Source organism: Pseudomonas sp. Pme6b (assembly GCF_058129925.1).
Map to the genome: position 1 here is coordinate 1,822,625 of NZ_CM176704.1, position 16,053 is coordinate 1,838,677.

A 16,053-nucleotide genomic window follows, 5' to 3' on the forward strand; every position below is an offset into this window, starting at 1 on the left:
GATGAGGCGTCGTCATAGGCCAAAGGATTATTTCGAGAGGATCAGGGTCTCGTGCAAAGCTTGTCCGCACCCATCAGTGTGCGAATTTGTAGCGTGTCCCATCCAAATTTCGGCAGACGACCATCGGCAATAAGGTCGTTCACCATATCAAGCAGGCGGTCTTCCGGCCAATCATTAAGTATTGGTTTTATTCTTTCGTAATATCTAGACGACGCTGCTCGAACGAATATTTCGAATGTGTCTGCATGATGCGAGACATATACAGCCGTATCAGGCCACCAATGAACTAGTACGTCGTCCAACCCATCTGCTAAATTGATTTTTGCGCGTAGATAAAGTAAGAAATCAGCTTGCATCATATCTTCGAATGACACACCTGCAGCGCCAGCGCGCTCTTTTAGCATGGTCGCCGGCAAACTCGTTTTGCCCAGCTTTTGAGACTTGTTCTTGTGCCCAAGTGATGGTAGGTGCCAAGAGAAAACTGAGTGATCACACAAGACGCCTTTATATGTTATTGATGAGTTTTTTATAAAATAGTTAGACGTTAGGATATGATTAATCTCTTGAAATCTTTCCTGTTTTATAAAAGCCGCTATCATGCATAGGTATAGTTCTCTGCTAAGGAACTTAAAGTTGTCAAAATCCCAGTCAGTATATCTACCTTCACCACTAGGGAAGAGGAAAACGACTAGACGGTCGAAGAAGCTATGAATGCGTTTTATCATTGTACTAGAGGGGGAGTACTGAGAGATAGCAGAGAACAATATTACTGCTTCATTTCTATATTCCAGAAGAGAATTTACACTTTCATAAACTTTATTTGCTTTGTCGTCAGCATTTTCATTCACAAGGCAAACTTTAAATTTTTCAAGGTTGGTGATGAATGTAGAGAAGTACTCTTCCACAGCTCCCTCGGCTTGGCTTTTCCCATTTCTCAAAGCAGCATAAGCTCTGTTGAAAGCTGCAGTCGTTCCTAAAGATGGCGATGATTCATTTGTGATATAGGCCGGCGGTGCGCCTAGATCGGGTCGTTTATGTAATGGCTTCCCAAATATAAATCTGACAAGTTTCTCAAAGCTTTCGCTACTCTGCGAATTGCTAAAATCTATATACATTCTTGTAGAGTAATACGTAGGTAAATAAGCTTTGCCTTTCTCATCTCTTTGAGTAACCAAGGCAACAAATTTCTCTTGATTATTGTTGGCGTAGACTGCCGGAGAGATGATCTGTGTTTCTGTTGAAACGCCGCTGCTATTCATAGAGTTTGCTTTCAGGACATAGGTCTCATCGCATACTATCAGGACTTTATCAATAGTTTCATCGTTTACCATTTTCTCCATGAAGTGATATGCATTGTGACCTATCTGAAGGTCCCATTTATCCAAAATCGTTTCTATGCCTGACTGCATTAATTGTTCAGCAAGCTCTAGTACCCATTCCTCATGTTCTGGCGTTGACCAGCTATAAGAAATGAAAACTTTTGGATTCTTCATATAAGCTTTTCCTTGCTTGATAGGGGGGCTGTCTAATATAAGGCTACTGCACTCATTCTCTAAGGCTACAGCCGCTACCTCAAAGAGGCTATCAAATTTTTTCGATCGATGACTTGATGCAAATGAACATAGTGTTTTTAGAGTCCTCGAAGATAGCGAAATCATCATGGCTATCATGAGCTTTAATCTTTGGCTGCTTCTCTACGCTCGATTTTATGGGTCAAACGTTGAATAATCTTTTCTGCTGAGGAAAAAGACTCTGTATTAAAGACGGTATTGCCGGGATAGTTTAGCTTCCTTACATTCATAAAGACTGCCAGGCCATTAGACAGAATTCTTATTATATCTTTGTGTGCAGGCAGTGTAGGTGGCCGCTCACTGTAGACCTCTTCTATAGATTTTTCATAATCGTCACGGCTCCAAAGCTCGGTTCCGACTTCATCAAGCATAAGGCCGTGCTGAACCTCCCATGCTCCATCAGCCTCAACAACAGGATTCAACCCGGTTGGCCTGAGTTTAGAAGAGTATAAAAAAACTAGCGGGGACAAGTTATTGTTGATTTCGGGGATATAGATAACGAGATCTGAAAACTGAAATTGATAGCCAACCTCGTTATCTGTTGTATAGACTGTCATAATTCTATTGCTTAACTCTTCAGTAACTATAGCGTGCCCTGAGCAATGGCCGTTTACAATGTCACATGAAAAATTAAGATTTCCTGTGTTTTGCAAATGTACCAGTAGGGCGTGTGCTTTGTTAATGTCTTTAATTCTGAAGACGCCTGGAGCACGAACATTGCTCATATTCACAGACCGTAAGGCTGAAATCAACGCCTCGATACTCTGTGCTTTTAGTTTGTTTGCTAGTTCGCCATAAGTATTCATGGTAAGCGTATACGCTCGATCTAGATCGACTCGACCTTGTCCTTTGAGGTAGGGCTCACCTATTACAGGTGCTAATAGTTTATCTAGATCGAGTAAGTGTTCTAGAAGTACCTTTGGAACATCGTCATCTGTTATTATCGCAGCGCTATGTGTGATTTTGTTTCGCCAAGACTCTACTTTTAAAAGTTTCTTTTTTAGTGACTCGCTGATTGGAATTCCGCATATATCGCGTAGTCGATCTATAGATTCTTTAAAGGTTACAGTATGAACTCCTTCAGCTTCGTAAAGCTCCGAAATTTCTCCTTTTGCTTTGCTTCGGTAAGCCTCTTTTAATTTGCTTATGTCTGTGTAAACCAAGAACTCATTTTTCTGGAGAAGTAAATGTTTAAATAGTATTTCCACGCCGTGCTGGATGTTTAATATAGCATCCTTTAATACGGAAAATAAATCGGAGTCGTCAGCCCCGTTACTTATTAGCTTTTCATGCTCGCCTAAGAATTGATATCCTTTTCTAAGGGAGTCTAAGCCATTTTCAATTAGCGTTATTTTCACTATATAAGCCTTTTCGATAAAATATTTAATGGTCCTGTTGTAGTGTTATAAATTTACGGCATAAATTCATCTTTTAATCTGCATTTTTTTCAATCGATCAGTCTTAGAAAATTTATTTATTTCTAATCTGACGTGAGCTCTTCGGAAACTCCGCTATTTTGACAGGGTCAGCTGCGGTGGCTAAGCGCGACAGATGGTTTGTCAAGTTCTTGGACTAAGCAGGAAGGCCGCAGGTGCGTAGAGGTACCTTCTGAAGCTGTCTTTGACCGCCTTACCAATCAGTCCAGCGCGGATTCGTCCATCCAAGGGTAGCTTAGCGTGAGCTAGCAAAAAAAATTAGCTGAAAAAAAATCTTCTTAAAATGCACTTATCCCCCTCCCGCCGACGGGGTCTCTATCCTTTTTTTGTGCAATACCGAAGGTGATGCAAACGGGCTAGCAGCTTAAGCAGGGCGCACGCTTCGGTAGGCTTATCGCATTTTCATCCTGTGCAAAGATTTGCAGGAAAATGCAGCGTTGTGACTCGACAAGGTGCAAAATGATCAGCAGACACGCGCTACCCGCGGTGCTGGTTTCATTGATAAAAAATCTAGAAAACCATGATTTTCAGGGCTTTTTCAAAAAATGATGAGATTGCGTGAAGACAAAGTTGGGTGTTCGCGGATCCAGGTTGAACGTCCTGAAAGCCACGAAACACAAGGGCTGCACTCAATTCTTTGAATTTCACAAAACTAAACAAAAAGGATCTGGGCCTATGGACAATATTGCGCCGGCACTTATTGCGTTCACCTCGGCTGTTCTGGTGGGGTTTTGTGGGCATTTTGTTGTCGAGGATTACCGTAGATTCAGAGACAGCAAGGCTATGGCAGCTGCATTGGCTGGTGAACTGGGTTCAATACTATCGTCGCTAACGGATCTGCAATCCGGACTAAAGGCAATGAAAGCACTCCTGGACGAGGGGAAGCCAATGCCATTGGCTGAAATGCCCGATCAGTCCAGCCCGATTTTCGAGGCAAACGCCGAAAGAATCGGTTTGTTAGGGGTCGATCTAGCTGGCGGCGTAGCGTTCACCTACGATCGGATAAGAGCTTTCCGAACGTCGTTCCAAATTCTTTCTAAACATCACACGATGCGTGACCACCTCTGGAGCAGCCATCTGTTGGGAAGCTGCACGCAGCTCATCGTAGACAACCAGTTGAAGGCAGATAACCTTGTACAAGACCTGAAAAAACACGCTAACGTTCGCTATTTAACGTCAAGCGCTTTCAGGGTTATTATGCTCTCAGGCATAACACTACTGGGTTTGATCAGTGTGCATGCGTTAGCATTCTACTCACTAAATGGAACAGCTTCTGGTCGTCCAACGCCCGTCCAATCCACGCAGTTTTGTATTCAGCATATATACACAGACACGTTATGGAATCATTGAAGTTGTTGGCTTTCTTGATTTCATGCAAAGCAAATTCTTTAGTTTAATGCAGCAAGTACGTGCTCTGGATCTTTGTGAATCGCACGAAGCAAAGCACGAGCAGGACCTTCAGGCTCACGACGACCTTGCTCCCAGTTCTGCAGCGTCCCTACGGCCACATCTATACGCTTGGCAAATTTGACCTGCGAGAGACCAGTCGCTTGGCGAATTTTTTTCACCTGAACCGCATCTATGTGGAATTCACGCGATGGCTGACGCTCACCGCGGTCAATCTCATCCATCTGAGTCATGCTTTCCACAAGACGATCGAAGAGACCCTGTTCCATTATTTCCACCCTTTATTGATTTCGCAAAGTTGCGCTTTCTGTCTATCGGTCAGCGTATCCATGATTCCCTTCTTGTAGATCAGAATCATCCGGATTTGTTGAGCTGCGACTACGTAATAGTAGATCGCTCGAACGCCTCCCCGCTTACCTTTTCCCTTGGCCGCCCAGCGGATTTTTCTGAGGCCGCCTGTGCCTTCGAGAAGAGAGCCCGCCTCGGGATACTCAGCCAAATAGACCTGCAGAGCTCGGTATTCTTCATCGTCCAGATACTCCTTAACGTCGTAGGTAAAAATCGGAGTTTCGATGAAGATCATGCAATCCCTGCTATGCGTCATTGGCGTAGGTGGATCATAGGGCGTTGATCTTTTTTGCACAAGGTGACACTGGTGTCAGCTTGCGTTTTTTCTTATCGAGGGGACGAGTGGTAGCTAAGCGAGTCACGGAAACGAAAATATATAGATAGAGCATCGTTGGGACAACCCAGTGAAACGAATCCGACCTTTGGGGCGGACGGCGTGGTGACGGTGGACATGGCAAACCTCGGCGTGAAGGGCACCCGAACGCGAAGCGCAGGCGCTGACTGGGCGCTTGCTGCGCCTCTGATCAAAAAGTGCGCAATTCTAGCGGTGAGCGGGCGCGATGACCAGCGTTTGGATGAGAATTGCGACGTATGTCAGGCGAGGAGAGGATTTATGCTCAAAGAGCGCTTGGCTGTTGCGCGAGCCTGCATACTTTGTGTGCGCAATTGTCAGGTTCGGGAGGGAGGCGCATTGGTTGAGACCTTCAGGATATGCAGGACGTATCTGGCTACGCTCTCGGCCGCGAGTTGAAGTCGTATTTGCCTGAAGGCTGTTCCGTTTCATCAGATGCGCACTGATGAAACGGGAGCCATCGCCATAAGGATCTAACCTCGGGCCGATTGACCTGTTAACCCCGTGGCTCGTGCATCGGGCACCCATTGTGCTGACTGCGAAAGCCCGCCGAGTGTTCGTAGGCAGGTTTGCGCACTCGCATCACTCCGCCCAGCGGACGGTGCGCCTCAAGACCATGCCATGGGCTGAATGACATGCCTTCATCGATTTCCTGAATGCTTTGCTCTGACCACGAGGATTGGCGGGGGACATCGATTCGAGCGACTGCCACGTAGGGGCTGAGGTCTTCCGGCCAGATCGCCGACGCATCCTCTACCGGCATCTTCTCCAGGTCCGTGGCCAGTTGGATACGAACCTCCCAGCTGGCATCGTTTTCGAGGAAAAACGCTTTGACTGCCTCACGCAGGCCATCCGGCTTGTCTTTCAGGTCCACAGCCTTGTCGGTCAGCGCCATCAACTCTGGGGAAATGGGGACTACGCTCAGCTTGGCGTAGTAGGGCCCGTACAGAAAAGGTACGACGGTGTAGAACGTCTCGCCGAGAATATGAGTCATCGGGTGCCCGCCGAGACTTCTCAGTGTGCCACTCTCGCCCCCGGCAGACTCGATAGCGGACTCGATACCGCGAAGGACTGCAGACAGTGCCTTCTTAATGCCCGGCGCTTTGTCAGTTGTTTTGGCCAATAACTTCAAGGTTTTCAAAAAAGCCTTGGGGTCCCTGGCAGTAAAGGCCTTGGCGTTCTGCATGACGAAATCCTGGGTCGATGCGTCGGCGCTGCCGGGCAAGCGCGTGCCTTCGATACCCACAAGTTTGATCGCCAGCCCCCTGGGCGTTGAGACCTTGTCGTCAAGAATATCCCCCGGGTTGGTTGAGAACCGCATGAAGAGCGGGAAATTTCCAGGTTTCGCAAACGCGCCTTGAGCCAGCGGCTCGGGCAGGTCGTCATAGACCTGAATCTGCCCGCGAAGTAACCCGTGTGCCTTGGCATGCACACTGCGAATGGCGTGCCCGGTGTCTCGCAGAGTGGTTTCAAGAATGGAATGCATGGCTTCCACCAGCTCTTTGCTGGTTTGCGCTTCATCGTCGGGGACGACTTCAAATGAGGGCTGGAAGCGTAATGGGTGAACAGTCAGATTTTTTGTAGTCATCAGGGCATCTCGGTCAGAGGGATCAGGGTACCCGGACGTCGATGCGGTTCTTGATGAACTTTCAGGCGGCAGGCTTAAGTAATGACCGGCCGGTATTTGCGTCGTTCAATGAGAAATATCTCCCCGTAAACTGCCTGAAAGACGGGGCGCGCTGGCCTGATCATTTTCGCCGTTTGCGTTTCACCAAGAATTACAACGAGTGCTGCGTTATGCTTCGCGCCATCGCGCCGAGGCATGTCAATGTCTGGCTGAATCTGAATTGTTACGCGTTGTGATGTTCTCAGTGTTGAACCTCATGTCTGGTTTCCGGGAGTAGTGGATGAGTCAAACAAACAGTCATGGGGAGGCCGCAGGCACTGCCAAGCCTATCGGGTTGCTGATCGCGGCAGTGGGGGTGGTTTATGGCGATATCGGAACAAGCCCGCTGTACACCCTCAAGGAAGTGTTTCAGGGCGGTTACGGCGTGGAAGTCACGCATGACGCGATACTCGGGGTGTTGTCACTGATCTTCTGGTCGCTGATCTGGGTTGTTTCGTTCAAGTACATGGCGTTTGTTCTGCGTGCTGACAACCAGGGCGAGGGCGGCATCATGGCGTTGATGGCGCTGGCGCGTCGAGCATCGGCCAAACACCCCAAACTGCAAATGATGATGGTGGTGTTCGGGTTGTTCGGTGCTGCGCTGTTCTACGGTGACAGCATGATTACCCCGGCAGTCTCGGTATTGTCGGCGATGGAAGGGCTGGAACTGGCCTTCGATGGCCTCGATCACTGGATCGTGCCCATGGCGCTGATTGTGCTGGTGGGGCTGTTTCTGATTCAGCGCCACGGCACGGCACGCATCGGCGTGCTGTTCGGCCCGGTGATGGTGACCTGGTTTCTGGTGCTCGGCGCGCTGGGCGTTTACGGCATCATGCAGTCGCCGGAAGTGCTCAAAGCGGTCAATCCGGCCTGGGGTGTGAATTTCTTCATCATCCATCCGGGTATTGGCGTTGCCATTCTTGGTGCTGTGGTGCTGGCCCTGACCGGTGCCGAGGCACTGTATGCCGACATGGGGCACTTCGGTCGCAAGCCGATTTCGCGTGCCTGGTTCATCCTTGTGCTGCCAGCACTGCTGCTCAACTATTTTGGCCAGGGTGCGCTGGTGCTGGGCAACCCTGAAACGGTTCGCAACCCTTTCTATTTGCTGGCACCGGGCTGGGCGTTGCTGCCATTGATTGGCCTGTCGACGATGGCGACCATCATTGCCTCGCAGGCGGTAATCTCCGGCGCGTTCTCGATGACGCTGCAGGCGATCCAGCTGGGCTACATTCCGCGCATGCATATCCAGCACACCTCCAGTGATGCGCAGGGCCAGATATACATCGGTGCCGTCAACTGGGCGCTGATGGCGGGTGTCATTCTGCTGGTGATCGGCTTCGAATCGTCTGGCGCGCTCGCATCTGCGTACGGCGTGGCAGTGACCGGGACCATGCTCTGCACCACCATTCTGGTGTCGACGGTGATGCTGATGCTCTGGAAATGGCCGCCGTTGCTGGCTGTTCCGTTGCTGATCTGCCTGCTGCTGGTGGATGGCCTGTTCTTTGCGGCCAACGTACCGAAGATCTTCCAGGGCGGTGCCTTCCCGGTTCTGGCAGGTGCAGTGCTGTTCATCCTCATGACCACCTGGAAGCGCGGTAAGCAACTATTGGCGGAGCGGATTGACGAGGGCGGCCTGCCGTTGCCGATCTTCATCGGCAGTATTCGCGTTCAGCCGCCGCATCGCGTGCAGGGCACGGCGGTGTTCCTGACCGCACGTTCGGATGCCGTGCCTCATGCGCTACTGCATAACATGCTGCACAACCAGGTACTGCACGAGCAAGTGGTGCTGTTGACGGTGGTGTATGAGGACTCACCGCGTGTGCCTGCCGCTCAGCGCGTTGAAGTGGAATCCTATGGCGAAGGCTTTTACCGGGTGATCCTGCACTTCGGATTTATTGATGAGCCCGATGTGCCTGCTGCGCTGGCCTTGTGTGATCTGCCGGAGCTGGATTTCAGTCCAATGCGCACCACGTACTTCCTCAGCCGCGAAACGGTGATTCCGTCGAAGATGGATGGCATGGCGCGCTGGCGTGAGGCGCTGTTCGCGTTCATGCTCAAGAATGCCAACGGCAACCTGCGCTTCTTCAAGCTGCCGTTCAATCGGGTGATCGAGCTGGGTACGCAAGTAGAGATGTAAGCGTTCGCTGGCAAGGCTGGCAGCGTGGATAAAAAAATCCCGGCGACCTCACGGTGCCGGGATTTTTTATGCCGTTCAGACTTCTATCTGGCGGCGCTTACTGAGCGGTAGCCTTGCCCTGACGCTTGTTGATGGCGTCGATCAGGCGCTTGGCCAGTGCCGGATAGTCTTCATCGAAGTGGTGACCTCCAGGCAACTGAACGGCCTCGCCGACTGCGGTAGTGTCGGTGCAACCGCTGTCTTTCTTCTCTTCGACACCATAAACACAGAACACCTTGGCGGCTGGCAGCTTGGCCATCTCCTGTCCGGTGGTGGCTTCCTTGCCTGCGTTGCCGAGCCAGCCGTCGACGTGAATCTCGAAGCTGCCAGTACGGGCGAAGGCCAGCAGAATGATCGCGTCGACCCGATTCTGATCATCCGCAGCCAGGCGGTTGTAGATCGCGGGCATCACGTCCGCGCCGAACGAGTAGCCAGCCAGGATGAAGCGCTTGGTGCCCCATTTCTGACGGTAGTGGTTCATCAGGTCGGTGAGATCGACAGCGGTCTGCTCCGGTGTCTTGTGTTCCCAGTAGTAGCGCAACACGTCGATGCCCACCACCGGATAGCCCATCTTGGCCATGTCGCCTGCCACGACCTTGTCCAGATCGCGCCAGCCGCCGTCACCGGACATGAACAGTGTCACGGTATCGGAAGGCTGGCTGGCCGGGACTTCGACGACCGGGATGCCCAGGCCGCCACTGTCGTTTTCACCGAGTAACAGGTGGCGCAGCTCGGTGTTGAGCACCTGAGGCAGCGGAATGTCGTAGTCGCTGATGCTGGTGTCGGCATTGGTCTGGTCACGCACGAACGCTGCACTCGGATCATCCGGGGCGTCGTTCCAGGCGGCCAGCCAGTGTCCGTGCGGAGCTTTTTGCGGCAGCGGCACGTCGCAGATCTGCGGCGGTTTCTCGTCTTCCTCCAGAACAGGCGGCGGATTCGAAACATGCTCCAGCGCAAACCCGACGGAAATGGCCTGCGCCTTGTCGTCGGTCTGCTCGGCCAGCCAGCGCCACGCCAGAGTTGCGCCAGGGCCTATGCCACCGACAACCTTCGCGGGGCCGTCAAGCTTCGCCAGGGCTTCCTGAAAGGTTTTCTGTTGCAGGACGCAGTCGTCCTTGGGCAATACCACCTGAATGATGCGTGCCGAAGCGTCCTTGCTGATCGCCAGCAACTGCTTGTCGGTGAGCATTTCTTCAGCGGTGACGGCCAGCGCAATGCGGGTCTTGATGCTGGTGGCCGGTGTCACGCTGGTCAGTGGCGCGCCACCGTCAAGGTTCAAGTGTTCCTGCGATGCGGGCGGGGCAGGGCGGTTCCAGATCCATATTCCCAGTGCTACGACTAAAAGAACAATTACCAGAGCTGCAAGCAAAAGGCGCCAGGAGCGTCGAATCATCAGCGTTTCACCAATCCAGTCAGGCCGCCCGCAATCAGGGCGGCGGTGTCAGCCAGTGCCACGAGCGGATCAAGTCCGGCAGGCACGGCCATATAACGAGGTTCCCAGTCGGGCTGGAACTTGTCCTTGAAGCGACGCAGCCCCTGGAAGTTGTACAGTTGCTCGCCACGACGAAAGATCATCGAACCCAGGCGCTGAGTGATCGGCGCGCCACGTCGTGGCTGCAGCCCCGACAAAGGCACCATTCCCAGGCTGAATCGCGCATAACCCTGGGCTTTATAATGCAGAATCAGGCCGACCATCATGAATTCCATGGTCAGCTTGGGGGCGTCCGGGTGAGATCGCATCAGGTCCAGGCTGGCCAGTTCCGGGCTGGTGGTTTCCAGCAGGTTGGAAAACGCGACTGGTTTGCCCTGGAAGTGCACGATGGCAATGCGGAAGTACTTGAGGTACTCAGTGCTGAAGCGGCCCAGCGAGAAGCCTTTTTCGCGGACATTCTTGCCGGTTAGCCAGGCATCGGAAATCACTTTCAGCTCATCGATAGGCGCTTGGCCCGGCTCGTAGATTTCCAGCGAAAGCCCATCGCGGCCACCTCGGTTCCAGGTGTAACGCAGGTCTTTCATTTCCTTGCCTTTGGCGTCGATATCGAAGCGTCGCAGGTCAACGCGCGCTTCCTCGCCCAGCTTGATGGCGGTGAGGCCGATGTCCATGTAGAACGGCAGGTTTTCCGCGCGCACCTGATAGAACACCGGGCGAGCATGGTGCACGTCGCACAGGTCGCGGAACTGCCAGATCAGCTCGGCACGCTGCTGGGTCGGGCCAATCGGGTCGTAAAGCGCTACCAGACTGCGGCCGCGATGCGAGTACATCAGGAACGCATTGCCAGCCGGATGGAACAGGATCGCCTTATCGCCGGTCAGCACCAGACCGCCATCCGGCTGTTTGGATGCCTTGAGGATCTCGGCTGCCTTGTCCAGATCTGCCGCGTCGGGCAGTTTGATGACCGGTCTGGCAGTACGCAGCAACCAGGTCAGCGAGACCACCACCAACAGCACCGCGCTACCAAGGGCCGAGCGCAGGCCGCGTGGGGCATCTGCATCCAGTGTGAACTGCCACCACAACTGATGGCTGTAAGGCACGTCCTGATAGGCGAACAGCAGCAGCCAGATCGAGGCACCGACTACACAAATGCTGGCAATCAGGTAGACCGGCGAGAACGGCAGCTCCAGCAGGCGGCTTGGGCGGTAGAACGAACGGCGGAACGTGAGCAGCAGGCAGGCGGTCAGCAGCAGCATGCTGGCCTCTTCCCAGTCGAAGCCCTTGAGTATCGACAGCACTGCACCGACCAGCAGCAAAATAGAGGTCAGCATCCAGGCCGCAGACAGCCGACGACGCAGGCCCTGGGCAAGCAGCAGGCACAGCACGCCCACAAGACTTGCTCCGAAGTGCGACGCGTCGATCAGCCGATGCGGGATCATGAAGCCGACGTTTTCCAGTCGGGTATCGATTTCAGGGGTGGCGCCAGAGAAGAGCAGCACCACCCCCGACAAGAAAACCAGTAGGGCCAGAATCGGTGCCGCCAGCCCCGAGGCAACGCGCATGGCTTGCTTGGTCGGCAGCAGGCGCTGGGCTTCGGTAAACAGTAGGGTAAGGCAGGCCAGCAGCAGCGGCAGGATCACGTAGATCAAGCGGTAAAGTAGCAGCGCGGCGGCTAGCGGGGCGGCACCCAGTTCGTTGGCAAAGGCTGCGAGCAGAATGGCCTCGAACACGCCGACGCCGCCAGGAACATGGCTGAGCACGCCTGCAGCAAGAGCCAGCAGGTAAATAAGGATGAACGCACCGAGAGGCGGCGCGTGCGGCAGCAGCAGGTACAACACCATCGCCGCCGCAGCGACGTCCAGCGCGGTAATCACCAGTTGGATCAGCGTCAGCTTCAAGTCTGGAAGGCGCAAGGTACGACGACCGAGACGAACCAGAATATTGTGCGGGATGTCCTGTTCCGGCAGGCGGCGACGGTAGACAAAGACCGCCAGCAGCAGGCTACCCACCAGTACCGCCGTGGCAACGACGGCCAGTACGTCTACTGGAAGCTTGAGCGCCAGTGACGCGCCGGACAGGTTGCTCAGCGTGGCCAGTGCCGCCAGTGGCGGCAACGCACAGCCTAGCGAAAGGCTGGCGAATACGGTCATGCGGGCGATTTCGATTGCGCCTACGCCATGGCGTGAATAAAGCCTGTAGCGTACCGAGCCACCGGACAGCATCGACAGGCCGACCGCATTGCCGATGGCAAACGAGGTGAAGCCGCCGAGAAGCAGCGTCTTGATGGGCAGATCGACATTGGCATAGCGACTGGCGGACAGTTCGTAGCCCATCAGGATGATATAGCCGACGATTGCCGCGAGCAGCGCGCCGCCCAGAGCGGGCAGGGGCACTGCGAACAGTGAGTCGTGCAGCGCATACCAGTCCATTTCGACCAGCATGTGGCGGCAGGCAATAAGGGCCAGGCTGAACAACAGCAGCATCACCGCCAGCCCGATAGGCTGCCGGTATTTGCTTAGCAGCTCCCGCCAGTTCTGGCGTGGTGGGCTGCCGGGTTGCTCTGCATCAACGGTTTCATTGGAATCGGACATGTTGTCGCGCATCAATCACTCCTTGGATCGTGCGCGACAGGATGGAGGTATGCAGCCAAGTTACCAATCCCTACGCAGAAAATATTTCAGGATGTTAGCGCGTCAACGTCTAACGAGCGAATAGCGAATCCGGCCAGGCGATGCTGTTCAGCCGAGGTTCAGTCGTGATTCAGCTTAGTAACACCTATCGGCAGCGCATGCAAAAACTGTCGTCAATGAAAGCATTACGTTACAGATGTGATGATAGGGTTTCAAAGGGCTTGGAAAATAGTCTTTTTTCTCAGGCAGTTAGCGGTCGCCTGAAATGTTTTTTCACCGGAAACAAAAAAGGCCACTCTTTCGAGTAGCCTTTCTTGATGTTTGGTTGCGGGAGCCGGATTTGAACCGACGACCTTCGGGTTATGAGCCCGACGAGCTACCAGACTGCTCCATCCCGCGTCTGTGTGGCGGCATTCTACAGCCGAACGCTGAAGTGTCAACCCTTAATCCTGAAAGCAGGCAAATGAGTAGCAGATTGTGCACCTTTGCCAATGATGCTGCCTTTTTTGCGCCTCAATGTGAAAGCGCTGATCAGGCTGCAATGAAGGGGTGTCAGTGGCAGGGCATGAGAAGGTACTTTTAACGCAGGCACAAAAAAGGCCACTCTTTCGAGTAGCCTTTTTTGATGTTTGGTTGCGGGAGCCGGATTTGAACCGACGACCTTCGGGTTATGAGCCCGACGAGCTACCAGACTGCTCCATCCCGCGTCTGTGTGGCGGCATTCTACAGAGAGATGGCGAGGTGTCAATGGTTAGTTTTAAAAAAGTGCTTTTTCTTCAATTGGTTAGCGTCGCCGCTTATGAGTTTGTTCGGCTCTGACGCCTGTATGGCGGGGCTGCGCAGCTTTTTCGACCACGCGTCAGGGACTTTTCACTGTTTTTCACGGCGACCTTTCGCATCACTGGATGTTACTTGCCGGTACGAATGAGATACTGCTCAGCCATTGATTGCAAAATCCCATCAGGTCATGACGCAGCGCAAAATCATCCATATCGACTGTGACTGCTTTTATGCAGCCATTGAAATGCGTGACGAGCCCGAACTCGCTGGCAAGCCGCTGGCGGTGGGGGGCTCTGCAGAGCGGCGCGGGGTGATTGCGACCTGTAATTATGAGGCGCGCGCGTATGGGGTGCGTTCAGCCATGTCATCCCGGCATGCACTCAAACTCTGCCCGGACCTGACCATCGTCAAGCCGCGCATGGAGGCTTATAAGGAGGCGTCACGGGAAATCCATACGATATTCCGGGATTACACCGACCTTATAGAGCCTTTGTCTCTGGATGAGGCGTTCCTCGACGTATCGGATGCCGGGCACTTTTCGGGCAGCGCCACGCGCATCGCCCAGGACATCCGGCGCCGGGTCTCGAATCAGCTGCATATCACCGTTTCGGCTGGCGTCGCGCCGAACAAATTTCTGGCCAAGATCGCCAGCGACTGGAAAAAGCCCAACGGTTTGTTCGTCATTACTCCGGATCAGGTCGAGGATTTCGTCGCCTCTTTGCCCGTTACCAAACTCCACGGCGTCGGGAAAGTCACTGCAGACAAGCTGGGGCGGCTGGGCATTGTCGACTGTGCCGACCTGCGAGGCCGCAGCAAGCTTGCGCTTGTCCGTGAGTTTGGCAGCTTCGGTGAGCGTCTCTGGAGTCTGGCGCACGGAATAGATGACCGTCCGGTGCAGAACGACAGTCGGCGTCAGTCAGTCAGCGTAGAAAATACCTACGACACGGATCTGCCTGATCTGGCTGCCTGCCTGGAAAAGCTGCCGGCCCTGCTGGAAACCCTCGGTAACCGGATGGCGAGAATGGAAGGGCAGTACCGGCCCGGCAAGCCCTTCGTCAAAGTGAAGTTTCACGACTTCACTCAGACAACTCTGGAGCAGTCCGGAGCCGGAAGGGATCTGGGCAGTTACGAACAGTTGCTGGCGCAGGCGTTTGCCCGGGGTGCCAAGCCTGTTCGGCTTCTGGGTATAGGTGTGCGTCTGCACGACCTGCGCGCAGCTCATGAACAATTGGAGTTGTTCTCGCAATAATGAAATGATCGGCTGCGGTTACATACCGCAGCCTTTCACATTACTGGCTCTGGGCGGGAACGGCGACCAGACGGCCAGCGTCCCTGGCGAGTGATTTGAGAAATTCACCCTGCAACTGCGGATCGTTGCGTGTCAGTTCAATCAGGCTCTGTTCGAGCTCGCTGGCTTCTTCTTCCAGCCCCAGGTCAGAAAGGCGTTTGACGCGATGCACCCATTGGCTGACCTCGTCATCTTCCAGATCGTCGTAGATCAGTGCGTGGGCTTCCAGCAGCTTGCCGCGCAGAGAGTGGCTGATCGGCAAGCTGGCATTCGCGTGAGCGCTGTCCTGGTCGTCTTCGACGTTGATATAAATGCGCGTGATACGGCTCAGGTCCTGTTCGGCAAAAGGACTGTCCAGCAGGTTCAGGCGCAGAATGCCGTTGCGGTCGGTGCTCATTTCATGAGTTTCGTTACCGGCCTTGACCATCACCGGGCGTTCATTCCACGGCAGCGTGGAGTTCTCGATCCGTTTGTCTTTCTGGACTTCGTCAATGCTCGCCAGATTCTGCTGGGCGCGCCCGTGAGAGGGAGCGTTCATGAACGGGTTCAGACCTGCCACACCGTAGTGAATCCAGTCCCGGGTCATGCTTTCCGGCAAATTGCCCAGTGCAAAGACGTTGACCACATTCGCCCCGACGCCTGCTACAACAGCGACCGCGCCGAGGGGGATCTCGTAGATCTCCCGCCAGGGCTGGTAAGGCGTATAGCGGTCATAGTGGCGGGTGACTTCAAAATCGGTAACTTCGAACGATTTGTGCTCGTGAATCCGCACGCGGCGTTGCGGTAACTCCAGCGTTTTGGGTTCACCGATATCGACTTGCAGTGTGTGTTCGAGCAGTTTGCGTTCGACGCGCTCCTCGTGCTCACTGCGTTGTGATAGCTGATTGGCACAGCCGCCGACGAGAAACGAGCCGCACAGGACGGCGCTGCCGAGGCTTAAGGTGCTTCGTTTGAGCATGGGATCTCT

Annotated in this window: 10 protein-coding genes, 2 tRNA genes and 1 pseudogene; 3 read left to right on the forward strand and 10 right to left on the reverse strand. The window is 53.7% G+C overall.

The window, feature by feature from the left end:
• Nucleotides 1-41: 41 nt before the first annotated feature.
• A complete protein-coding gene (locus AC4ANE_RS08315; protein WP_460408814.1) occupies nt 42-1,493 on the reverse strand; it encodes a toll/interleukin-1 receptor domain-containing protein in 1,452 nt (483 codons plus the stop codon).
• Between the two features lie 182 nt (nt 1,494-1,675).
• Nucleotides 1,676-2,929: a hypothetical protein gene (locus AC4ANE_RS08320; RefSeq protein ID WP_460408815.1), complete on the reverse strand. Its 1,254-nt coding sequence runs from the start codon at nt 2,927-2,929 to the stop codon at nt 1,676-1,678.
• Nucleotides 2,930-3,682: 753 nt separating this feature from the next.
• On the opposite strand from AC4ANE_RS08320, the gene AC4ANE_RS08325 reads away from it, so the two are divergent.
• Nucleotides 3,683-4,357 carry a hypothetical protein gene (locus AC4ANE_RS08325; protein ID WP_460408816.1) on the forward strand — a complete coding sequence of 225 codons (675 nt, stop codon included), beginning with the start codon at nt 3,683-3,685 and terminating at the stop codon, nt 4,355-4,357.
• A gap of 38 nt (nt 4,358-4,395) precedes the next feature.
• Here the strand turns inward: AC4ANE_RS08325 and AC4ANE_RS08330 are convergent, their stop codons facing one another.
• The 3 genes from AC4ANE_RS08330 to AC4ANE_RS08340 all read right to left on the reverse strand — a co-directional run bounded on the left by AC4ANE_RS08330 (nt 4,396) and on the right by AC4ANE_RS08340 (nt 6,702).
• On the reverse strand, nt 4,396-4,683 hold the full coding sequence (locus tag AC4ANE_RS08330; protein WP_460408817.1) for a helix-turn-helix domain-containing protein: 288 nt from the start codon (nt 4,681-4,683) through the stop codon (nt 4,396-4,398).
• The gene (locus tag AC4ANE_RS08335; protein ID WP_460408819.1) at nt 4,683-4,997 is read right to left on the reverse strand and encodes a hypothetical protein; all 315 of its coding nucleotides are present in this window, start codon (nt 4,995-4,997) and stop codon (nt 4,683-4,685) included. The genes AC4ANE_RS08330 and AC4ANE_RS08335 overlap by 1 nt, the downstream gene beginning before the upstream one ends.
• Before the next feature lie 613 nt (nt 4,998-5,610).
• Complete coding sequence (locus tag AC4ANE_RS08340; protein ID WP_460408821.1) at nt 5,611-6,702, reverse strand: catalase family protein; 1,092 nt, start codon at nt 6,700-6,702, stop codon at nt 5,611-5,613.
• A 319-nt stretch (nt 6,703-7,021) separates the two neighbouring features.
• Here AC4ANE_RS08340 and AC4ANE_RS08345 point away from each other — a divergent pair, with 319 nt between their 5' ends.
• On the forward strand, nt 7,022-8,917 hold the full coding sequence (locus AC4ANE_RS08345) for a potassium transporter Kup (RefSeq protein WP_005733333.1): 1,896 nt from the start codon (nt 7,022-7,024) through the stop codon (nt 8,915-8,917).
• 97 nt (nt 8,918-9,014) lie between these two features.
• Here the strand turns inward: AC4ANE_RS08345 and AC4ANE_RS08350 are convergent, their stop codons facing one another.
• The 4 genes and pseudogenes from AC4ANE_RS08350 to AC4ANE_RS08365 all read right to left on the reverse strand — a co-directional run bounded on the left by AC4ANE_RS08350 (nt 9,015) and on the right by AC4ANE_RS08365 (nt 13,725).
• The gene (locus tag AC4ANE_RS08350) at nt 9,015-10,349 is read right to left on the reverse strand and encodes a virulence factor family protein (RefSeq protein ID WP_460408822.1); all 1,335 of its coding nucleotides are present in this window, start codon (nt 10,347-10,349) and stop codon (nt 9,015-9,017) included.
• A pseudogene (gene mprF, locus AC4ANE_RS08355) lies at nt 10,349-12,966 on the reverse strand (bifunctional lysylphosphatidylglycerol flippase/synthetase MprF). The gene AC4ANE_RS08350 and the pseudogene mprF overlap by 1 nt, the downstream one beginning before the upstream one ends.
• Before the next feature lie 374 nt (nt 12,967-13,340).
• A tRNA-Met gene (locus tag AC4ANE_RS08360) sits at nt 13,341-13,417 on the reverse strand.
• Nucleotides 13,418-13,648: 231 nt separating this feature from the next.
• Nucleotides 13,649-13,725: transfer RNA gene (locus AC4ANE_RS08365), tRNA-Met, on the reverse strand.
• A 260-nt stretch (nt 13,726-13,985) separates the two neighbouring features.
• On the opposite strand from AC4ANE_RS08365, the gene dinB reads away from it, so the two are divergent.
• A complete protein-coding gene (gene dinB, locus AC4ANE_RS08370) occupies nt 13,986-15,047 on the forward strand; it encodes a DNA polymerase IV (protein WP_002554670.1) in 1,062 nt (353 codons plus the stop codon).
• 40 nt (nt 15,048-15,087) lie between these two features.
• Here the strand turns inward: dinB and AC4ANE_RS08375 are convergent, their stop codons facing one another.
• A complete protein-coding gene (locus tag AC4ANE_RS08375) occupies nt 15,088-16,044 on the reverse strand; it encodes a hypothetical protein (RefSeq protein WP_002554669.1) in 957 nt (318 codons plus the stop codon).
• Nucleotides 16,045-16,053 lie beyond the last annotated feature (9 nt).